Genomic DNA, 20258 nt, shown 5'->3' on the forward strand with positions numbered 1-20258 from the left:
TCCGCCGATACCTGCCAGGAGTGCGTTGTTGTGCTGGCGGGCCAGTCTGGCGGTGTTCACGCTCCAAATGAGCGCGGCGCGGGCGCCGGGGACCTTGTTCGCGGCGATCTGTTCCCCGTTGCCGGAGCCGCCGATGACGAGACCGAGGCTGCCCTTGTCCGCCACAACGCGCCGTGCCGCCTCGACGCAGAACGGTGGGTAGTCGTCGTCCGCGTCGTAGACGGTGGGACCGACGTCGGTCACCTCGTAGCCGAGGTCGGAAAGCCTACTGACGAGGTGGTTCTTGAGTTCGAATCCGGCATGATCAGAGCCAAGGTAGATGCGCACGCTGACAGTGCTCCTCATTTCGCGGATCGGTGGGTGTTCGGTGGATTGGCGTGGGAAGCAGGTCGGGACTACTGGGGGTGTCGGGGTCCTGATTCAGGCTCACGGGATGGCACCGCACGCCTCAATGTCCGGCTACTGATCGGCTCGTCTGTTGCGTGGCTTGTTTCGGCTGGACAAGTCCGAGCTGTCGTTCGATCGTTGCCCACAGGCCGGCATGGTCGGAGACCGCACGACCCTCGTCGCGAGCGGCCCACGCCATGGTGACAACGGATTGCAGCCGTGTGCCGTTGTCGCCGACACTCGGCACACGTGGTACGGCGTCCGGCCCGAGTTCGACGAGGTGGTCGGGTGAGGTGGTGTGCAGTGGCAGTCCGGGCGCGAGCAGTCCGCTCAGGTCGGCGGCGACATAGGTTGGACGCGAAGACCGCTCGGCGAATGCCAGGTCCCGCAGGCGGGAGGCCCCGCTCAGGACGAAGAGCGAGTCGAGGCCGGCCGAGTTGGCGCCCTTGATGTCGGTGTCCAGCCTGTCCCCGCACACAAGGGTCTCCGGCTGAGCGGTGCCGAGCCGGGAACGTGCCAGGTCGAACAAGGCTGCCTGCGGCTTGCCGACCACGTGCGGTGATGCGCTGGTCGCCGTCTGCACCAGCGCGACCAGCGCACCGTTGCCAGGCGCTTGCCCGTACGGCGTGGGCAACGTGAGGTCGACGTTGGTTGCTACCCAGATGGTTCCGGCTTCGACGAGGTAGCCCACCGCCGTGAGCTCGCTCCAGGTGACGTCGGTTCCCAGTCCCTGAACGACTGCCTCGACCGGCGTGTCGCCCAGATCCGCGACGCGGACCGGGGTCAACCCGGCTTCGGTGAGTGCCTCAGCGACACCCGGCCCTCCCACCGCACACACCGGCGCTCCTTGAGCCAGACGCTCCGCCAGGTGTGCCGCGGCCGCCTGGGAACTAGTGACCACCGACCAGCCCTGCTGTGCGATGCCCAGCCCGCGGAGGTGGTCGCCCACGCTCCGGGGAGAGCGGGATGCATTGTTGGTCGCGAACACGACCGGTACGCCGTGCGCCGTCACCCGGTTCAAGGTCTCCACCGCATGAGGAACAGCCGTGGCGCCGCGGTAGACCACACCGTCGAGATCACAGATCAGTCCGCGGTAGCGCGTGATGACGGGTTCGGCCCGGACGGACGTCGTGGTGGTCTCACCCATCATTCGAATCGGTGCTCCTCTTGAGTGCGTTTGCGGTTTTCGTCAGCCTCGCCATCGTCGGGGTGGTAGCTACTCGGCTTCCGGGGAAGAAGTGCGGGAAGCCGGCCTTTTCCACTCACCCGAATCCATCCCGAGGTGCTCGCGCCACCTGCCGGTGTTCGGACTTGACGAACCGCATTGTGTGCGGACTCGAACACATCACAAGGGACTGTGTAGTGGTGCGGCCCGAGTGGTGCTGTACACCGCTGAGCAGTTCGCTGCCGGTCACTCCGGTGGCGCAGAACAAGACGTTCTCTCCGCGCACCAGGTCGCCGGTGCAGAGAACGGTGTCGGCGTCATGGCCGGCTGCGGGCTTCTTTCCGCCTTGCTCGAAGCCGTGGGGCCGTAGCCGGGCCTGCAACGATCCACCCATGCAGAACAGGGCAGCCGCGGCGATGACTCCCTCCGCTGCTCCCCCTGTGCCCCACAGCATGTCCACCTGGCTCTCGGGACACGCCGCGGCAATCGCGCCCGCGACGTCGCCTCCCTCCATCAAGTGGACCCGCGCACCTGCCTCGCGGATTTCGCGCACGAGCTCGTGATGCCGGGGCCGGTTGAGAACGGCAACGATGACATCCGGCACTCGAACGCCCTTGACCGTGGCAACCGCTCGCAGGTTCTCCACGACCGGACGGCTGATGTCGACGACGTCGACGTAGTCGGGGCCGACGGCCAGCTTCTCCATGTGGAGAACCGGCGACGGGTCGTACAGGGCACCGCGCTCGGCTGCCGCGGCCATCGAAAGGGTGCCGTCGTCTGCGCTGATCCCGATGTCGCATGCCGGCCCGTCCCCATCGCCGACGCGCTCCCCCTTGAACAGGACAGGCGTATCTTTCTTCTCGCCCTCGCCAATCACCACAACGCCGCGCATCGGCACCGGCATGATGAGTCTGTGCATCGCATCGATGGCAGCGGCCTTGCCGCTGTTCCTGGCGCCGCGTCCGGCCCACCTGTCGGCCGCGATCGCGGCGGCCTCGGTGACACGTACGAGTTCGAGAGCAAGAGTGTGATCGGGTCCCGAGGTGCCGGCGGATGACACTGCGCCACATTCTGGAGTCCTCATCGGCATCCATTCCACCGGACGAGCAACGGCACGAGACTGTGCGAAGGGTCTGCAACGCACTCGGCCACGACGACCATGGACATCAAGCCGCGGGCGACCGGACCGGCGACTCACGTGGCCGATCCGGTCGCCCTCTTCATCGAGACGCAGGCCGCCGGCGAAGTGCAGCAACAGGCATCGACGGGCTGCCGGCTCGAAGAACGGAGCCGGCAGCATCGGGCCGGCTGACCCGTCAGCGGGCGGCGGCGTTCGCGATGGCTCGCTCGGAGAGCGCCTTCTGGGCGGCATCCCAGTTGGCGTTGTCGCCCCGCCATGTCTCCAGAGCCGGCCCGACCAGCGCCCTTCCGAACGAGTAGGTGAGCTCCCAGGGAAGCGGACTGAGACCCTGCATCGCCCCGAGGTGCTTCGTCGCTACTTCCGGACTCTGTCCACCGGAAAGGAAGGCGATGCCCGGCACGGACGCCGGCACCGTCTCCCGCAGGGCGTCCACCGTGGCCCGGGCGACGTCTGTCACCGAGGGCTGCTCCGAGCTGTCGGTCCCGGCAACCACCATGTTGGGCTTGAGGACGATGCCGTCGAGCTGCACCTGCATCAGGTCGAGCTCGTCGAACAGCGACTCCAGCACGGCAGTCGTCACCTTCTGGCACTGCGCCAGCGAGTGGGCACCGTCCATCAGCACCTCGGGCTCCACGATGGGCACCAGGCCTCCTTCCTGGCAGAGGCCGGCATACCGCGCCAGCGCGTGCACGTTCGCTCGCACTGCACGGTCCGACGGCAGATTGTCACCGATCTTGATCACCGCGCGCCACTTGGCGAACGTCGCGCCGAGGCGCACATAATCCTTCACTCGCTCGCGCAGCCCGTCGAGACCCTCGGTGATCGTCTCGTTCGGGGCTCCCGCCAGCGGCTTCGCTCCGGTGTCGACCTTGATTCCGGTGAGAATCCCGAGATCGGCGAGGAACTCTGGAAACGTGCGCCCGTTGGACACCTTCTGACGGAACGTCTCGTCCGCGAGAATGATGCCGCTGATCGATTCCGAGAGCCGAGGGGTCGTAACAATCAGCTCACGGTACACCCGACGATTTTCCTCCGTTGCCGCGACCCCCACCTTCTCCAGCCTGGAGGACATCGTCCCGATACTCTCATCGGCAGCAAGGATTCCGCGCCTGTTGGAGACAAGTGTACGCGCAATTTCATTCAGAGCTGACATCTGTCGTTAATCCTCCTGTGCTCGGCACCGAACGGTGTGGCATGTTCGTGATGGGTTCGACAATCCGGTCATCGACGCGCTGGGAACAGACCGTGACGCTAGATCGCTGTGGCGACGTTCGCCTCCGCGAGTTGAGCACCCTGGACTTTCTGTCCAGTCTTGACGACTCGCATCGGACTACCCTTCGACGCTGCAGTCTCCACAAGTTCCCGCGCATACTCCGGGAGACCCCGGCGTTCACTCCAAGCCGCATAAATGGGTTTTGCCGGCATCTCTTGGTCAACGGCCACCTGATGCAGCCGGCCTTCCGCGAGTTCGGACCTCACGGTGGAAATATTCAGCACTGTCACCCGCTGGCTTGTAGCAACTGCCTGCTTGATCGCAGCGTTAGAGGGAAGCTCAATGTAATTTCGCGGGGCGCGTGCAGCTCCCAGTAGCTCGTCTGTGAACTCCCGGAGTCCTGAGCCGCGCTCGCGCAGGACAAGTTGAGCGTCTGCCAACTCCTGCACCGACAGGGGACTGGGCCTCATGGCCCACGGGTGCCTCGAGCCGACCACCACGGCCAGCTTGTCGTCGCATATGTACCGGGTGACCAGGTCTTCGCGATAGCTCTTCTGCACCTGGCTTCCGGCCTGACACCAGCCGTCGATGAACGCGAGGTCGACATGGCTCGCAAGGATCAGCTGGTGAAGCGTGTCGACACTGCCGGTCTGCACCTCGACACGTGCCTCGCCGAACGAGAACCCGGAACGGTTCAACCATTCAGGGATCAAGTGCTCCGAGACAGCCGGGCTGGCCGCAATCCGTAGACGTTTCACATCGGAGGAATGGGACCCGGGCCCAAATTCCAGCAGTTCTCGTGCCGCATGCATCAGATTACGGGCGTACTTGGCCAGCATTTCTCCTTCCTCGGTGAGCTTCGAACCGGCAGGAGAGCGGTCCAGCAGCCGAAGACCAAGGCGACGTTCCATCGCTCTGATCCGAATACTGGCGGCCGGCTGTGAAAGGTTATGCGCTTGAGCTGCCTTTCCTACGCTGCCATAGCTCTCGACCGACAGCAGCAAATCGAGGTCGGCGAGCTGAGGCATCTTTGATGGAAGCACCATGTTTTCACCTCTCGCTCCAGACTGACCTGTCGTCAGCATGCGCGGCGTGCGAAGCGTGCCGGAAGCAGGCGTCCCGCGACGCTTCAAGTCCCGCAAGGAAAAGCCGGACGACACTGTCGGTCTACCGGTTGAGTACAGCTGTGCCGCATTGCTGCAGCAGCACAACTGGTCGCGCCAAGCGCATGAATCCGCTTGCTATGCCTTCCCCGTCTCGAGCTCACAGTTGTCGGCTGCACCTGAGGCGGTGTGCAAGAAGCCTGCAACGGACCTCAATGAGTGGTCAATCTCTTGGCCACGAACGCGCGCCGAGCGCGTATGAACGGTGTCCACATGGTTACCTGCGGGCCATAAGCCCTTGTTCAGCGTTGTACCTGTGCAGGGTGGCGACGGGGGCCTGGTGATGACGGTTGTGCGGTCACCGGCTGATGCGGGCCCGGACTTCGGGCCGTGCCGTGCCGCGTTCGACGGGGCGCTCGGTCCTGGGCCAGTGCACGGTCGACGGTTTGTGGTGTGTGGGGTGGGTAGCCGCCGGGTGGCCGTTTGAGCCCGGTGGTGACCTGGGGCCGGCGCCCTGTCCGGCGCGGTCGGGCCAGGCGGGGACGCCCTGTTGCCCGCAGACCCGGATGATCCGGGCCGTGGCCGGGCCACGGGTGCGGCCCGGCCGGCCCGCGTCGCGCGCGAGGGTGTCGTGACGGCGCAGGTGGACCGGAGCGTCCGGCGCACGCCGGTGCGGTGGACGCCACACCGCCGGCCACCCTCCACCGCGGCTGAGCCACCCGGAGTTGCCGTGCCCGGCCGTCGCGCGGATTTTGCTCGGCTTCTGCAACACGGCACGTCCGCGCCCGATACTGCGAGTACAGTGCGGTTACGAGGGTAATCAAGCGCGTCCATACAAGGGACCTTGGGCACCCTCGCCTCATGCCCGCAGGCATTCGGGAACCTATCGGCGCCACGCCGCACCATGTCACCGCGGATCTCGACGAAGGGCCCATCACCGAGCAGGAGATGGTCCGGATGGACCACGCCCTCGGTTTCGAGGAGACGGCCGCCGCCGGCCGTGACGCGGAGTCTGTGGCATTGGCCCACGCCGTGCAGTGGCACGTGGGACACCGGGTACTGCGCAAGGCACCGGTACGGTCGTCCTCCGCTGACCGTACCCGACATAACACGCGAAAGAGGGAACTCCGACATGACTCACGAGGTGCGCGGCGTCGTCGCCCGGAGCAAGAAGGCGCCGGTGTCGCTGGAGACGATCCTGGTCCCCGACCCCGGTCCCGGCGAGGCGCTGGTGAAGGTCCAGGCTTGCGGGGTGTGCCACACCGACCTGCACTACCGGGAGGGCGGAATCAACGACGCCTTCCCCTTCCTGCTGGGCCATGAGGCGGCCGGGGTCGTGGAGGCCGTCGGCGAGGGCGTCGACGAGGTGGCTCCCGGCGACTACGTCATCCTCAACTGGCGCGCCGTGTGCGGCCAGTGCCGCGCCTGCAAGCGCGGACGCCCGCAGTACTGCTTCAGCACCCGGAACGCGACACAGAAGATGACCCTTGAGGACGGCACCGAGCTGGAGCCGGCCCTGGGCATCGGCGCCTTCGCGGAGAAGACCCTGGTCGCCGCCGGCCAGTGCACCAAGGTAGACCCGAGCGCCGCGCCGACGGCCGCCGGCCTGCTCGGCTGCGGCGTGATGGCCGGCCTCGGAGCGGCGATCAACACCGGCAACGTCGGCCGCGGCGACTCCGTTGCCGTGATCGGTTGCGGCGGTGTCGGCAACGCGGCCATCGCCGGCGCCCGCCTCGCCGGCGCGGCGAAGATCATCGCTGTCGACGTGGAGGAGAGAAAGCTGAACTGGGCCAAGGGCTTCGGCGCCACCCACACCGTCAACTCCCGCCAGACCGACCCGGTCGAGGCCATCAGGGAGCTGACCGGCGGCTTCGGCGCCAACGTCGTCATCGACGCCGTCGGCCGCCCTCAGACCTACGAGCAGGCCTTCTACGCCCGCGACCTGGCCGGCACCGTCGTCCTCGTCGGCGTACCCACCCCGGAGATGAAGCTGGAACTGCCGCTGCTGGACGTCTTCGGACGCGGGGGCGCGCTGAAGTCCTCCTGGTACGGCGACTGCCTGCCCTCCCGCGACTTCCCCATGCTCATCGACCTCTACCAGCAGGGCCGGCTCGACCTGGACGCCTTCGTCACCGAGACCATCAAGTTGGACGAGGTGGAGAAGGCGTTCGAGAAGATGCACGACGGCGACGTGCTGCGCTCGGTGGTGGTGCTGTGATGACCGCCCGCATCGAACGCCTCGTCACCTCCGGCACCTTCAGCCTCGACGGCGGCACCTGGGACGTCGACAACAACGTCTGGATCATCGGCGACGACGACGAGGTCCTGGTCATCGACCCGGCCCACGACGCGCAGGCCGTCCAGAAGGCCATCGGCGGCCGTCGGGTGACCGCCATCGTCGCCACCCACGGCCACAACGACCACGTCAACGCCGCCCCCGCCCTCGCCGACCTCACCGGCGCCCCGGTCCACCTCCACCCCCAGGACGAGGTGCTGTGGCGCATGACCCACCCCGACCGCCCCGCCGATCGCGCCCTGGCCGACGGCGACGTCTTGGAGGTGGCCGGCACCGCTCTCACGGTCATCCACACCCCGGGCCACGCACCCGGCGCCGTCTGCCTGTACGCGCCCGCGCTGCGCGCCCTCTTCTCCGGCGACACCCTCTTCCAGGGCGGTCCCGGAGCCACGGGCCGCTCCTACAGCGACTACGACACCATCCTGGCCTCCATCCGGGACCGGCTGATGCCGTTGCCGGGAGAGACCGTCGTCCACACGGGTCATGGCGACACGACCACACTCGCCGCCGAGGCGCCCCACCTGAGGGAGCTGCTCGCCAAGGGCTCCTGACCGAGCCCCTCCCGTGCCGGGGGGGGCGGGCCCGTCCGTGCGGGACCCGGTACGAAGATGTCTCACGTGGCGAATCGCGAGCTTCCTGGAGCAGGGTGAGGCGGCGGCGAGGCCACGTCTGGCAGGCACGCGGGTTGGCCGGTGGGCCCGTCCGGGCAGGGGCCCGGCGAGCAGAAACAGAGGGTGACACCGTGACATAGCGGTGTTGTTGCTGTTCGTAAGGCCGGCGTCGCCTGCCGGTGGCAGCCGGCCCTGGGTGTGTTGTCCGGACAGGTTGGTGACGTGGCCGGCTGGGGTCTGGCTGTCGATGCCGGTGCGGGGCCGGTGGTGGTTGTACCGGTCCAGCCGGTCAGGAACCGCTGTCTGCCGTTCGGTCTTTGAGGTGTAGGGCCGCTGGTGGGCCCGTTCCTCGAGCAGGTGCGGTGGGAACGTTCGCCTTGCCGTTGGTCTGCGGCCGCCAGGGCCGGGTCCAGTGAGGGCTGATGCCCTGGTCGGCGAACCAGGCCGTGGCGCGGGTGGGGAAGGAAGGCAGACGTAGCCTGCCATGGACGGCTTCCGGTTGGCGCGACCCGCCTGGTGGCCGAGGACCTTGTGGCCGCCGCCGTCGGGGATGCGGCCGGGCTTTTTGACGTCGATGTGGACCGGCTCGCCGGGGCGGGCGCGTTCGTAGCGTCGACGTCGACGGGGTTGCCGGTGGCCCGGTCCGGCACGGCAGGCGCAGGCAGGCCGTGGCGGCGCAGGATGCGGTAGGCGGTGGAGGATGCGACACCGGCACGGGCCGCCGGCCGCGCAGGTCCGGTGCGGTGCTCGCGCCGCAGGTGTACGACCCGTGGCTCCACGGCGGCCGGGGCGCGGCGCGGGATGGTGGTGCGGACGGCTGAAACGGTCGTGCATGCCCTCGGTGCCCAGCTGCCGGTAACGGTCCGTTCAGCGGGCCGCGGTCGTGCGGCTGACCTGGAAGCGTTCCGCTGGCTGGCGCAGCGGCCGGCCGTCGTCCACGACACGCCGGGCCAGACGTGGTCGGCCGGTCGGCGTCAGCGGGGCATTGCGACGGCACATGGGGGCCTTCTGGAGGCCGGTTGCAGGTGTCGCCATCCACACCGGCCCCGGAAATGCCCTCACCCGTTCCAGCATCCGGCACGCGTGTCACCGACGTCCCGGCACACCACGCCTAGCCCGTTCTGTGCGCCGCGTCGCACGCTCGTGCTGCCTGCATGATGAGGAGCTCGGTTCGCTCCTCTCTGACGGCCTTCAGCACGTTTGCGGAGAGCAGCTTGGTGTCCAGCAGGTCGTCCGTGCCCGCCAGCACGCTTTGCTCATCGTTGGTGAAATGAGGATAGAGCGCGCGGGCGAACGCCAACACGAACTCGGGCGCGGCGGTTCCTGCCATGCTCTGCAACGCCCGCAAGTAGCGGTCCGTGTACGGAGTGAGCAACGCCTCCTGTGCCGGTTGCCGCAGCCCCGCCATGATGGCTTTCCGTTCTGCAAGGGAAAATCCATCGCTGAACAGCCGGGTCCACGCTTCTTCTTTGGCGGCACGGGTGGGGCGTGCGGCTTCCACCATCAAGGCGTTCCGGCGGCCGCTGTCCCCCGGGTCGGCTTCCATCGCGACGTGCAAGAGCCCGTCGATGTCGCCTCCGGTCGACGCGAGGCGGAGCAGTGCCCGCCACCGCAGATCTCGGTCGACCTCGAGTCCTGCCCAGGGGGACCGCCCACACACTATGTCGCTCAGCAGAGCGTGGCCGTCGGCCTGGAGGACACCCGCGAGGATGCGGGCAAGGACCAGTTGGTGATCGGTGCCCGCAGCGGCGCCGTCCAACTGCTCACGTACGTGGCGCGCCAGGACCGCGAGCATTCGGCAACTGCTGATGGGGTCTCCGTAGACCTGCACCGCCCGCACCGCCCGCTCCAGGAGCACTTGCAGGACGCCGACGTCGCTCTCCAGCACTCCATGCGTGAGAACCGCGGCTGCGTAAGTCCGCGCGGGCAAGCGTGCGTCGAGCACGTCGTCCCACAATGCTCCCCAGACGACTGCCCGCGTTCGTCGATCATCCAGTGCGGACAGGCTGCACAAGGCCGTCCGTCGAGATCGTGGGTCCAGCCTGATCTTGACATGACTCACCGCATCGTCATTGGGCACCAGCAGGTCCGGGCTCGCGTCGAAGACGGCGAGTTCACCTTCGCGTCTACGGGGACTGAGCGACACATGCGTGCGTTGCCGCAGCACCAACTTGGCATCGTGGTCGTCGAACGCGGCGATCCGCAGATTCAGGTGACGCGGCGGAACATCGGGATCGGGACACTGCGCCACCCGGTCGCCACCCGCATGGCGGACCACCTCCACCGTGTTGACACCGCGGCGCAGCAGCCATTCGTCCACCCACCGGTCCACGTCTTCGTTCGACACCTGTCGCAGCGCCGCCACAAAGTCATCGAGGCCGGCGTTTCCCCACGCATGCGTCCGCAGATATGTCCGCACACCGGCGACGAAAGATTCCCAGCCCAAGCGCTCCGCGAGGTCATGCAGCACCGCTGCGCCTCTCAGGTAGACGATCGGGCCGAGATTCGACCGCGCAGCATCGGTGTCGGCGGTTTCCACCCGGATCGCGTGGCTGGTGGGCAGCTGGTCGGCATGTCGAGCTACTGGCAGGGCGTGGTGTGCGAAGGCGGTCCAGCCTTCCCCGTACCGCGTCGTTTCAGCCTGTGCGACGACCGCCATCATCGTCGCGAAGGCCTCATTCAGCCACAGATCGTCCCACCAGCGCATCGTCACGTAGTCGCCGAACCACATGTGCGCCATCTCGTGCAGCAAGACGTCGGCTCGTCTTCGCCGCGCGTCCTCAGTGACACGATGCCGGAACAGGAGTCCCTCGTTGAGCGTCACACAGCCCGGATGTTCCATTCCTCCGAAGGCGTACTCGGGGGCGAAGACGTGGTCGTACTTGGTGAACGGGTACGGAAGGTCGAACAACTCGCTGTAGTGGTCGAGGCCACGGCTGATCACGTCGAACAGTTCGGGCGCTTCGCCGGCGAGCTCCTCGAAGAGCGAGTTCCGCGCGTACAGCGCCAGCGGCACTCCGCTGTGACGGGAACGCAGTCGCCGGAACGGGCCGGCGGCGAAGGCCACCAGATACGGCGGCAGCGGTGGCGTGCGTCCGAAGCGCCACGTCGAACGCTCCTCGCCTGCGGGCGACGGCGGCTCCTCGTGGTCGGTGTTGGCAACCACGACCCAGTGGGTGTCAGCGGTGACGGTCAGGTCGACCGTTGCCTTGAGATCGGGCTGGTCGAAACAGGCGTACACCGTGTGCGCCGCGAAAGGTTCGAATTTGGTGTGTACGTAGACCTGTCCGTCAAGCGGGTCGCGGAAACGGTGCAGCCCTTCACCCGTTCGCGAATATGAAGCGGAACCGACCACTCGAACCGTGTTCTCACCGGGGCGCACGTCGAGCCGGACACGCGTCCCGTCGTGCGCGTCCGGCCCGAGCGCACGGCCGTTGCACTCGACCGATTCGACCTCCCCCGCGAAGTCGAGAAAGATGAACGCATCCCCCGAACAGGCCTGGAAGCGAGCCACAGTACTCGTCGCGAACTTCCGGTCACCCACGGTCAGGTCGAGTTCCACCGCGTAGTGGACGTCGGAGATCTCGGCCGAACGCGCTGCCGCCTCTCCCTTCGTCAGCACGTTTCTGGACACGGCGCGGCCTTCGCCCGGCATACGTCAGTTACCGCGCGCCGACCCGTGCGGGCGGCGGTAGACGAGCTCCTCGCGGATCGTTTCGCCGTCTGCCGCGACATCCGCCTGATGGGCGCGAACGAGAGCGTCCTGCACCAAGTGGTGGTCGGGTGAGTGCATGCAAACCGGATCGGTGCGCGCCGGATCGCCGGTCAAGGCGAAGGCCTGGCACCGGCATCCGCCGAAATCCATCTCCTTGCGAGGACAGCTACGGCACGGATCAGCCATCCACTCGGTTCCCCGGAATGCCTCGAACGCGTCGGACTTCGACCAGATCCACGCGAGGTCGTGGTCGCGAACCGAGGAGAAGTTCATCGTCGTGATCTCCGCAGCCACCGGACACGGATACACGGTGCCGTCGGGTGCGACGGTCAGTGCCGTCTGCGCCCATCCGCCCATGCACGGCTTCGGATAGGGCTCGTAGTAGTCAGGGAGGATCCAGAGGAGTTCCATGCGCTCCCCCAGCTCGGCCTTCCGGCGTTTGTAGACGCCCACAGCCTCCTCCAGCTGTGCCTTGGTCGGCAGCAGCAGGTCGCGGTTGCGAAGAGCCCAGCCGTAATACTGGGTGTTGGCGAGCTCCAGTCGCTCGGCGCCCCACGCCACACAGACGTCGATGATCGCGTCCAGACGAGGCAGGTTCATCCGGTGCAGAACCACATTCATGTTCAACGGCAGTCCGGCCTCGCGGATGATGCGCGCAGCTTGCTCCTTTTTGTCGAATCGCTTGCTCGCTGCCACCAAGTTCGTCGACTCAGCGGCGTCGCCCTGAATGCTCAGCTGGGCGCTGTTGAGCCCCGCCGAAACGAGCGACCTCGCACGGCTCTCCGTAAGCCCGAGGCCGCTGGTGATCAGGTTCGTGTACAGGCCGAGGCGACGGCACTCGGCGACCAGCGTCTCCAGATCGCCGCGAACGAGCGGTTCACCGCCTGAAAAGTGCACCTGTACGACCCCGAGGCCGGCTGCATCGCGGATCACCCGCAACCAGTCTTCGGTCGCGAGCTCGTCCTGCCGACCGAGCAACGCCAACGGGTTCGAGCAGTAGACGCAGTGCAACGGACACTGGTGCGTGACTTCGGCCAGCAGGGCGTACGGATGCGGCATACCGTTCATGTGACCACCACCCAGCCCCGTTCACGCGCATCATGAAGGAATGTCATTACGTCGTTCGTGAGATCGGCAACCTCGAAATCTTGCTCAAGCTGGGTGACCACCTGCCGCACGGTTCGGCTGCCGTCGCACAACCCCAGGATCGCTGCCCCAGACTTGTTCAGGAGAACGACCCTCTCCGGCAGCAACAGCAACTCCACGCCTCGGACGCTGTCGTGTCTGAGCATCGCCTTGGTCGCCAGCCGAGGAATGGCCGTCAGCTCGGATTCGTCCATCACGGCTTCTTGCTGTACGCGAGCTGCACGGAGTCAAGCAGGCTCCAGAGGACATCACACTTGAACTCCAGCGCTCGTACGCAGGCGTCCTGCTGCTCCCTGGACTTCGCGTGGTTGATCACCAGGTCGAGCAGATGCGCAATGTCTTTGGGCTGCTGGGTGAGTCGCGCACGGAAGTACTCCAAACCTTCCGTTGCGATCCACGGGTAGTGCTGCTGGACGTCGGCAATCCTACGGCTGAGCAGATCCGGCGCGAACAGCTCGGTCAGGGCCGATGCCACGGCCTCCAGCCACGGCTTCCGGTGACAAAAATCGACGTAGGCGTCCACGGCGAACCGCACTCCGGGCAGCACCGAGTCGCCGTCGAACAATTCTCGACGGGTCAATCCGACAGCTTCACCGAGGCGGACCCACTTTTCGATACCGCCTTCGTCTCCCGTCCGCCCGTCATGATCGATGATGCGCTGAATCCACTGGCGCCTGTCCTCCCGACCAGGAAGCTTGGTCAGGATGAAAGCGTCCTTCACCGGCAGGTTCACCTGATAATAGAAGCGATTCCGCACCCAACCTCGGAACTCCTCCTCGGTCAGCAAGCCCGCGTGCATTCGCTCGTTGAACGGGTGCAGATGGTGGTACCGCTTTTCCCCGATCGACCGCAGCTGCGCTTCGAACTCCTCAGCAGACCAAGCGTTCATATTTCCACCTCCAAGCCGGCTCGACCAACCTCGATACCCAAGCCCGTCAGCCAGCGCCGCTCCTTGGAATCTTCGTCGAGGATAGGGTTCGTGTTGTTGATGTGGGTGTAGATCTTCCGTTTCGCAGGAAGCGCAGCCAGAGCGCGGGCAGAACCGTCCTCGCCACTGATGGGCATGTGCCCCATGGAACGTCCGGTGCGACTTCCTGCCCCTTGGCGGGACATTTCGTCGTCCGTCCAGAACGTGCCGTCCAGGAAGACGCAGTCAGCCGACGCAACCTGCTCGGTGAACTCCTCGTCCCACCGGGGCAGCGTCGGCGCGTACACCAGGGTCCCGCCGGTCACCTTGTCCTCCAAGCGGAAGCCCACCTCCCACTCCGACCCGCCAAGCCCTGAACCTCCTACGTAGCGAGGCGGCTTGGATCCCGTCAGAAAGGCAGTCGCGCGCAACCGATCGTCCAGGTCAACCGGCTTGCCGATGTCAACCGGACACCATGAGAGATCCGCGTAGTCGCTCAGCAACTCCCGAACCGGGAACCGCCGGGTCAGCGCCTCCAGCACGGGGTTCGTCCCGTACACCGTCAGCGACGACTCCTCACGCAGCATCAGCAAGCCGATCGTGTGATCGAACTCTGCGTCCGTCAGCAGCACACCGGCAACCGGCGTCGTCCGAATACCGGGACCCGGATGCAAAGAAGGATCCGCCGCTATCTGATGATGGACGTCCGGCGTGGCATTCAACAGAAGCCACCGCTCGCCGTCTCCGGAAACCGCAATCCCTGCGTGTGTCGTCGCGACTTCAGGCTTGACGCGGGCCTTTCGGCACCCCGCGCAAGCGCAATTCCACTGCGGATAACCTCCGCCTGCCGCCGCCCCGAGGCAATGAATAAACACAGTATGAAAAACAATCTGTTAACGCCGGCGCAGGCGGTCGCCAGCTTCAGAGTACGCCTCGACCACCGAAAGAACAGGCGTTTCCCACCTCATGGCGTCCTCCTCAAGTTCGACCATCGACAATGGCCGTACAACAACAGGCACCGTTGCCTGTCGAGGGTTTGGTCAGGGCGACCATCAGTTACAGTCGTCCTGAACTCACCTTTTCTTTTCACAGCTTATTCGTCCTCGCCCACCTGACAACCGACTGCGAACGAACGGCACCGAACCGCTGACGGACGGCTGCCGTGCCGCCACGAGCGGACTGCTGCAAACACTGAGCGTTTTCAGCGTGGCCACCGAATCGGGTGATGACCACGGTGCCCGCAACGCACAGGGCGGCTCCCACACCGACGGGTGCGGGGTTCGAAGCCTCAATCTGTTGGCCCGGGAGCCTGGTTGGTCCCCTGGTTTGCCGCACTCGACCTGTCGCATGCGCTGGTCAAGTGGGTCACAAGGCTCGTCGTCACCAGTGAGGGTGGTGCGGCGCTGCAGGCTCCCGCCGCCCCAGCATGCCCTCGTCGGCCTGGTCCACCTGCGCCGTCACGACACGCTTGGGCAGATCGCCGCCGGGGTCGGCATATCCGCCTCCAGGCCGTCACCGACCCCGAGGGCCGGCTTCTGTGGCTCTCGCCGACCCGGCCGGGCCGCACCCGTGGCCCGACCACGGCCCGCGGCCCGCGGCCCGGATCAACCGGATACACGAGCAACAGGACGTCCCCGCCTGGCCCGACCGCGCCGGACAGGGCGCCGGCCCCAGGTCACCACCGGGCTCGAACGGCCACCCGGCGGCGAACCACCCCACACACCACAGCCGTCGACCGCGCACTGGCCCAGGACCGAGCGCCCCGTCGAACGCGGCACGGCACGGCCCGAAGCCCGCCCCGCATCAGCCGGTGACCGCACAACCGTCATCGCCAACGCCGTCCCCACCCTGCACAGGCACAACGCTGGACAAGGCTCATCGCAGGAGCGCTGACTTCCGGTATACGACACGCTGCGCTCCCCCGCCCTGCGGCCGCACGCGATCCAAACGGAAAACTCAACCGGCGGTGACGGGTGGTTATTTATTGTGCGCATCACGGGATTGTGCTTTCGCATGACGCGGGGTGTTGCCGGGTTTTGGGCGGTGGGCAATTGTTGTGAGGGTTGGTAACCGATCTTGTGCTCGGTGGCGGGTGTGCGGATGTCCATGCCCTTAGCCCGAGGTGTGTACCGACGTGTGCGGAGCACCGTCTTCACCGATGAGGAGAATGTAATGCAGTTGCAGGTTGCGCTGGATGTCCTTGACCTTCCCTCGGCGCTGACTCTGGCGAATCAGGTGTCCGAGCACGTGGACATCCTCGAGCTGGGGACGCCCCTGGTGAAGTCCGTGGGCATCGGCGCGGTGAGCGCGATCAAGGCCGCGCACCCGGACAAGCTGGTGTTCGCCGACCTGAAGACGGCCGACGCCGGCGAGCTGGAGGCCACTCTTGCGTTCGAGGCGGGAGCGGACCTCATCACGGTGATGGGCGCGGCCGACGACGACACCGTGCGCGGGGCGGTGTCGGCCGGCCGCAAGTACGGCAAGAGCGTCGTCGCCGACATGATCGCCGTGGTGGACGGCCGGGTGGAGCGGATCCGCGAAGTGGCCGAGCTGGGCGTGACGTTCGTCGAGATCCACGCCGGCCTCGACGAGCAGGCCCGGCCCGGCTACACGATCGACACCCTGCTCGAGGACGGCCGCCGGGCCGGCGTCCCCTTCTCGATCGCCGGCGGTGTCGGCATCGGCACCATCGCCTCCGTCCGGGAAGCCGGGGCCACCGTGGCCGTGGCCGGCGGAGCGATCTACAACGCCCCGGACCCGGCCGCGGCCGCCTACGAACTCAAGAAGCGCGCAACCGCCTGACACGACCCGCCCCAACACCGCATCCCATTCCATGTAGTTTCGAATTTGACCGGAATGCGCCGAGTGAGTCTCGAGCTGAATCGTGACTTCGGTCCTTGGCGCGCTGTCTGCGGCGGCGTCGGGGCGGTGCCTGCGACGCCAGGCCGTCCTTGATCTGCTTGAGCGCATTTCCCAGGGTCTTGCCCCGCCCTTTGCAGGCCCGATCGAAAAGGGCGGTTGCTGGCGGCCGTCATGACGGATTCCCCTCGGTACGAATTCGAGAAAAACCGAAATTATTCAGGAGTGCGCGTCTATGGCAGCGAACGAATCGATCTCCAGTGACCACGCGATCGAATCAACTGACGAGGTTGTTCGCTTGACTACCAAGCGACTCCCCGAGGACTGGACCGAGTTGGACCAGCGCGCGGTGGACACCGCCCGCGTGCTGGCCGCTGACGCGGTCGAGCACTGTGGGAGCGGACACCCCGGCACGGCCATGAGCCTCGCGCCCGTCGCCTACGCGCTGTTCCAGCGGGTCATGCGGCATGACCCCAACGACGCGCAATGGCTGGGGCGCGACCGGTTCGTGCTCTCAGCCGGCCATTCGAGCCTCACCCTGTACATTCAGCTGTTCCTGTCCGGTTACGGCCTGGAGCTCGATGACCTGAAGGCCTTGCGGAAGTGGGGTTCGCTGACTCCTGGTCATCCCGAGTACGGGCACACCGTGGGCGTGGAGACCACCACCGGCCCACTCGGCCAGGGCCTGGCCAACGCGGTCGGTATGGCCATGGCCGCCCGCCGCGAGCGTGGCCTGCTGGACCCGGACGCCGAGCAGGGCAGGAGCGTGTTCGACCATCAGATCTACGTGATCGCCTCGGACGGCGACATCGAGGAGGGCGTCACCTCGGAGGCTTCGTCGTTGGCCGGCACCCAGCAACTCGGCAACCTCACGGTGATCTACGACAGCAACGAGATCTCCATCGAGGACGACACCCGCATCGCGCTGTCCGAGGACACCGCCAAGCGCTACGAAGCCTATGGCTGGCACGTCCTCACGGTGCACGGCGGCGAGGACGTGGCAGGGTTCCTGGACGCGGTTGAGCAGGCCAAGGCCGAGACCACCCGCCCGACCCTGATCGTGCTGCGCACCGTGATCGGCTACCCGGCGCCGACCAAGATGAATTCCGGCAAGGTGCACGGTGCCGCGCTGGGCGCCGAGGAACTCGCCGCGGTCAAGCGCGCCGTCGGGTTCGACCCGGAGCAGAGTTTCCAGGTCGACGACGAGGTCCTGCGCCATGCCCGCCAGGTGGCCGAGCGCGGGAGGGCCGACCACGAGAAGTGGCAACTGGAGTTCGATGCCTGGGCGAAGGACAACCCGGAGCGTAAGGCGCTGCTGGACCGGATCAGCAAGCGTGAGCTGCCCCCCGGCTGGGCCGACGGTCTGCCCGCCTGGGAGGCCGGCGCCCAGGCAGTCGCCACCCGCAAGGCGTCGGCCGCGGTACTGGCCAGGCTCGGCGAGGTGCTGCCCGAGCTCTGGGGCGGGTCGGCGGACCTTGCCGAGAGCAACAACACCACGATCAAGGGTGCGGACTCCTTCGGCCCGGCCGAGATTTCCACCAACGCGTGGAAGGCCCATCCCTACGGTCGCACGCTGCACTTCGGTATCCGCGAGCACGCGATGGGCTCGATCCTCAACGGCATCGCGCTGCACGGCGGAACCCGCCCGTACGGCGGCACCTTCCTCGTCTTCAGCGACTACATGCGCCCGGCGGTACGCCTGGCCGCGCTGATGCGGCTGCCGGTCATCTACGTGTGGACGCACGACTCGATCGGCCTCGGTGAGGACGGCCCGACCCACCAGCCCGTCGAGCACTTGGCCTCGCTGCGTGCCATCCCCGGAATGTCGGTGGTGCGCCCCGCCGACGCGAACGAGACCGCGCACGCTTGGAAGGCCGTGCTGGAGGACACCAGCGGCCCGGCCGGGCTGGCGCTTACCCGGCAGGACGTGCCGACACTGGAGGGCACCTCCGCCGAGGGGGTGGCCCGCGGCGGCTACGTACTCGCCGAGGCGTCCTCGGGCAGCCCCGAGGTGGTGCTCGTCGGCACCGGTTCCGAGGTCCAGCTGGCCGTTCAGGCCAGGAAGATCCTCGAGTCCGAAGGGGTTGCCACCCGAGTGGTGTCGATGCCCTGCATGGAGTGGTTCGACCGGCAGGACCGGTCCTACCGGGAACAGGTGCTGCCTCCGTCGGTGCGCGCCCGGGTCGCCGTCGAAGCGGGTACGGCGCAGCCGTGGCACCGGATCGTCGGGGACGCGGGCGAGATCGTGTCGTTGGATCGGTTCGGTGCTTCGGCAGACTACAAGACCCTGTTCAGCCAGTTCGGCATCACCACCGAGGCCGTGGTCGAAGCGGCGCGACGAAGTGTGCGGTCCGTGCAGCCGAGTTGATGCCCGGCCGCAGGCGGCAGGAGGTGTCCGTGATCAGTCCGGAACCTGCTGGACGAGGCTGATGGGATCTCCTGGACAGCGGTTGCACCAGCGGCCCCGGCGAGAAGCCGGGGCCGCTTCCTCTTCCCGGTCTGCTCCCGGCCGCATCGCCTGCGAATAGGTTCTTGCGAACGGTTGGCGGTGGGCCGGCGGTCCTCGAAGCGTCGGTGAACGGCACGGTGACCGCCCTCGATGGCGTCCTGGGCCGGGTTGGCCTCACCTGGCTGCCGGGGCCTTCGCAGGGGGGCACAGCATGCTGTTGCAGCTGCGCCCGCACATACCCCACCTTCGCCGACCCGCAAGACGGAGCACCAGCAATGATGCCGACCGTCATTCATTATCCTAATCACAGGATAATGTTTCTCAATGTCGCAAGCCTTGCCGGTCAGTACGCAGATGGACAATTATTTTGCCCACGTAGATTATCCGCACTCTGGCCCGCGGGTCTCCTGCTGAAGCAGGAACTCCGTCCATGGAGAAGGTGCGGTGTGTCTCTCAGACGATCCGTGCGATGGCTGTCCTGGCCGCAGCGGGCAAAGGGTCCTCTCTGGAGGATCCGGATCCGTGGCAGCGCAAGTGACCAACGAATGCCATCCGCCCCGCAAGTGGAGGACGATCTCGTTGACGCAGTCAATATCAAAGGAACTCGAAGTCGGTCATTTCGTGGATGCAACGCGTGCTGTTGTCGCCGAGGTGGAAAAGGTGCGTGTGGGGGTGCACTCCCCGTCCTGGATCCGTGCCGGCGAATTGCTGCTCAAGGCGCCGAAGGTGTTCACCATCGGCACCGGGCGGAGCGGGCTCGCCCTGCAGATGGCCGCGATGCGGTTCATGCACCTCGGACTGTCCACCCACGTCGTCGGTGAGACGACTGCTCCGGCGATCGGCTCGGGGGACGTCCTGGTGGCGGCATCGGGCTCGGGGTCGACGGCCCGGGTGGTGCGGGCGGCTCAGACTGCTCGTGATCAGGGCGCGGACGTGATTGCGCTGACCACGGCGGCCGATTCGGCGCTGGCTGAAACCGCAACCGAAATACTCATCATTCCGGCTGCGGACAAGCAGGACTTCGACGGTACTGCCTCCGTCCAGTACGCCGGCAGCCTGTTCGAACAGTCTGTCCTGCTGATCACTGACGCGCTTTTTCACACGCTGTGGAAGACCAGCGGGACCCGGGCCCGCGAGCTGTGGCGCCTTCACGCGAATCTCGAGTAACCGCTACGCACTCTGTGAGGCCGGCGCTGAAGGAACGGTGTGATTCGCGCTCGGCGCATGGAAGAAGGAGCAGGCGGTTCATCGAGCTGGTCGCACGGT

The 20258-nt window shown here is 66.7% G+C and carries 16 protein-coding genes and 4 pseudogenes; 8 read left to right on the forward strand and 12 right to left on the reverse strand.

Going from position 1 to position 20258, the window contains the following annotated elements:
* The 3 genes from ACQY0Z_RS32545 to glpX form a co-directional block, all read right to left on the reverse strand.
* Window positions 1-327: RpiB/LacA/LacB family sugar-phosphate isomerase (locus tag ACQY0Z_RS32545; protein ID WP_439813411.1), on the reverse strand; the 327-nt coding region annotated here is incomplete at its 3' end.
* 121 nt (window positions 328-448) lie between these two features.
* The gene (locus tag ACQY0Z_RS32550; RefSeq protein WP_439813208.1) at window positions 449-1534 is read right to left on the reverse strand and encodes an HAD-IIA family hydrolase; all 1086 of its coding nucleotides are present in this window, start codon (window positions 1532-1534) and stop codon (window positions 449-451) included.
* Between the two features lie 115 nt (window positions 1535-1649).
* On the reverse strand, window positions 1650-2612 hold the full coding sequence (glpX, locus tag ACQY0Z_RS32555) for a class II fructose-bisphosphatase (protein ID WP_439813412.1): 963 nt from the start codon (window positions 2610-2612) through the stop codon (window positions 1650-1652).
* A 99-nt stretch (window positions 2613-2711) separates the two neighbouring features.
* On the opposite strand from glpX, the gene ACQY0Z_RS32560 reads away from it, so the two are divergent.
* A complete protein-coding gene (locus ACQY0Z_RS32560) occupies window positions 2712-2864 on the forward strand; it encodes a hypothetical protein (protein WP_439813206.1) in 153 nt (50 codons plus the stop codon).
* A gap of 4 nt (window positions 2865-2868) precedes the next feature.
* On the opposite strand, the gene ACQY0Z_RS32565 is transcribed toward ACQY0Z_RS32560, so the two are convergent.
* The 3 genes and pseudogenes from ACQY0Z_RS32565 to ACQY0Z_RS32575 form a co-directional block, all read right to left on the reverse strand.
* Complete coding sequence (locus ACQY0Z_RS32565; RefSeq protein WP_026243828.1) at window positions 2869-3846, reverse strand: class I fructose-bisphosphate aldolase; 978 nt, start codon at window positions 3844-3846, stop codon at window positions 2869-2871.
* A 98-nt stretch (window positions 3847-3944) separates the two neighbouring features.
* A complete protein-coding gene (locus ACQY0Z_RS32570; protein WP_026243827.1) occupies window positions 3945-4952 on the reverse strand; it encodes a LysR substrate-binding domain-containing protein in 1008 nt (335 codons plus the stop codon).
* Between the two features lie 415 nt (window positions 4953-5367).
* A pseudogene (locus ACQY0Z_RS32575) lies at window positions 5368-5613 on the reverse strand (IS5/IS1182 family transposase); the annotation flags it as partial.
* A 281-nt stretch (window positions 5614-5894) separates the two neighbouring features.
* On the opposite strand from ACQY0Z_RS32575, the pseudogene purU reads away from it, so the two are divergent.
* From purU to ACQY0Z_RS32590, 3 genes and pseudogenes are all read left to right on the forward strand, one after another.
* Window positions 5895-6071, forward strand: a pseudogene (gene purU / locus ACQY0Z_RS32580) (formyltetrahydrofolate deformylase); the annotation flags it as partial.
* Window positions 6072-6141: 70 nt separating this feature from the next.
* Window positions 6142-7227, forward strand: coding sequence for an S-(hydroxymethyl)mycothiol dehydrogenase (locus ACQY0Z_RS32585; RefSeq protein WP_439813205.1), 1086 nt, complete (start codon window positions 6142-6144; stop codon window positions 7225-7227).
* Entirely contained in the window at window positions 7227-7856 is a 630-nt protein-coding gene (locus ACQY0Z_RS32590; RefSeq protein WP_189906816.1) for an MBL fold metallo-hydrolase, read from the forward strand. The genes ACQY0Z_RS32585 and ACQY0Z_RS32590 overlap by 1 nt, the downstream gene beginning before the upstream one ends.
* Before the next feature lie 255 nt (window positions 7857-8111).
* Here the strand turns inward: ACQY0Z_RS32590 and ACQY0Z_RS32595 are convergent.
* The 6 genes and pseudogenes from ACQY0Z_RS32595 to pqqB form a co-directional block, all read right to left on the reverse strand.
* Window positions 8112-8915: pseudogene (locus ACQY0Z_RS32595) on the reverse strand (integrase core domain-containing protein); the annotation flags it as partial.
* Between the two features lie 112 nt (window positions 8916-9027).
* On the reverse strand, window positions 9028-11550 hold the full coding sequence (gene pepN, locus ACQY0Z_RS32600; protein WP_205526131.1) for an aminopeptidase N: 2523 nt from the start codon (window positions 11548-11550) through the stop codon (window positions 9028-9030).
* Between the two features lie 24 nt (window positions 11551-11574).
* Window positions 11575-12690, reverse strand: a complete 1116-nt coding sequence (gene pqqE / locus ACQY0Z_RS32605) for a pyrroloquinoline quinone biosynthesis protein PqqE (RefSeq protein WP_439813541.1) — start codon at window positions 12688-12690, stop codon at window positions 11575-11577.
* A gap of 5 nt (window positions 12691-12695) precedes the next feature.
* Window positions 12696-12971, reverse strand: coding sequence for a pyrroloquinoline quinone biosynthesis peptide chaperone PqqD (gene pqqD, locus ACQY0Z_RS32610; RefSeq protein ID WP_019524876.1), 276 nt, complete (start codon window positions 12969-12971; stop codon window positions 12696-12698).
* Window positions 12971-13666: a pyrroloquinoline-quinone synthase PqqC gene (gene pqqC / locus ACQY0Z_RS32615; protein ID WP_019524875.1), complete on the reverse strand. Its 696-nt coding sequence runs from the start codon at window positions 13664-13666 to the stop codon at window positions 12971-12973. Before pqqC ends, pqqD begins: the two co-directional genes overlap by 1 nt.
* The gene (pqqB, locus tag ACQY0Z_RS32620; protein ID WP_439813204.1) at window positions 13663-14559 is read right to left on the reverse strand and encodes a pyrroloquinoline quinone biosynthesis protein PqqB; all 897 of its coding nucleotides are present in this window, start codon (window positions 14557-14559) and stop codon (window positions 13663-13665) included. Before pqqB ends, pqqC begins: the two co-directional genes overlap by 4 nt.
* Window positions 14560-14997: 438 nt before the next feature.
* Between pqqB and ACQY0Z_RS32625 the strand changes: the two are divergent.
* From ACQY0Z_RS32625 to hxlB, 4 genes and pseudogenes are all read left to right on the forward strand, one after another.
* Window positions 14998-15577, forward strand: a pseudogene (locus ACQY0Z_RS32625) (IS5/IS1182 family transposase).
* A gap of 279 nt (window positions 15578-15856) precedes the next feature.
* Window positions 15857-16486: a 3-hexulose-6-phosphate synthase gene (hxlA, locus tag ACQY0Z_RS32630; RefSeq protein WP_020700116.1), complete on the forward strand. Its 630-nt coding sequence runs from the start codon at window positions 15857-15859 to the stop codon at window positions 16484-16486.
* A gap of 355 nt (window positions 16487-16841) precedes the next feature.
* Window positions 16842-18911 (forward strand): transketolase, encoded by a 2070-nt coding sequence (gene tkt, locus ACQY0Z_RS32635; RefSeq protein WP_037954398.1) that lies wholly within the window; start codon window positions 16842-16844, stop codon window positions 18909-18911.
* Between the two features lie 660 nt (window positions 18912-19571).
* Window positions 19572-20159, forward strand: a complete 588-nt coding sequence (gene hxlB, locus ACQY0Z_RS32640; protein ID WP_439813542.1) for a 6-phospho-3-hexuloisomerase — start codon at window positions 19572-19574, stop codon at window positions 20157-20159.
* Window positions 20160-20258: the final 99 nt, after the last annotated feature.

Origin of the sequence: Streptomyces sp. P9-2 (genome assembly GCF_051903975.1) — a bacterium.
In the GTDB taxonomy this organism is placed as follows: Bacteria; Actinomycetota; Actinomycetes; order Streptomycetales; family Streptomycetaceae; genus Streptomyces; species Streptomyces cellulosae.

Coding starts and splice junctions, on each gene's coding strand:
- pqqD (WP_019524876.1), bottom strand. CDS start 12,971: ATGGACGAATCCGAGCTGACGGCCATTCCTCGGCTGGCGACCAAGGCG.
- ACQY0Z_RS32560 (WP_439813206.1), top strand. CDS start 2,712: ATGGACATCAAGCCGCGGGCGACCGGACCGGCGACTCACGTGGCCGAT.
- pqqE (WP_439813541.1), bottom strand. CDS start 12,690: ATGCCGCATCCGTACGCCCTGCTGGCCGAAGTCACGCACCAGTGTCCG.
- hxlA (WP_020700116.1), top strand. CDS start 15,857: ATGCAGTTGCAGGTTGCGCTGGATGTCCTTGACCTTCCCTCGGCGCTG.
- ACQY0Z_RS32585 (WP_439813205.1), top strand. CDS start 6,142: ATGACTCACGAGGTGCGCGGCGTCGTCGCCCGGAGCAAGAAGGCGCCG.
- ACQY0Z_RS32570 (WP_026243827.1), bottom strand. CDS start 4,952: ATGGTGCTTCCATCAAAGATGCCTCAGCTCGCCGACCTCGATTTGCTG.
- ACQY0Z_RS32565 (WP_026243828.1), bottom strand. CDS start 3,846: ATGTCAGCTCTGAATGAAATTGCGCGTACACTTGTCTCCAACAGGCGC.
- ACQY0Z_RS32550 (WP_439813208.1), bottom strand. CDS start 1,534: ATGGGTGAGACCACCACGACGTCCGTCCGGGCCGAACCCGTCATCACG.
- ACQY0Z_RS32590 (WP_189906816.1), top strand. CDS start 7,227: ATGACCGCCCGCATCGAACGCCTCGTCACCTCCGGCACCTTCAGCCTC.
- pqqC (WP_019524875.1), bottom strand. CDS start 13,666: ATGAACGCTTGGTCTGCTGAGGAGTTCGAAGCGCAGCTGCGGTCGATC.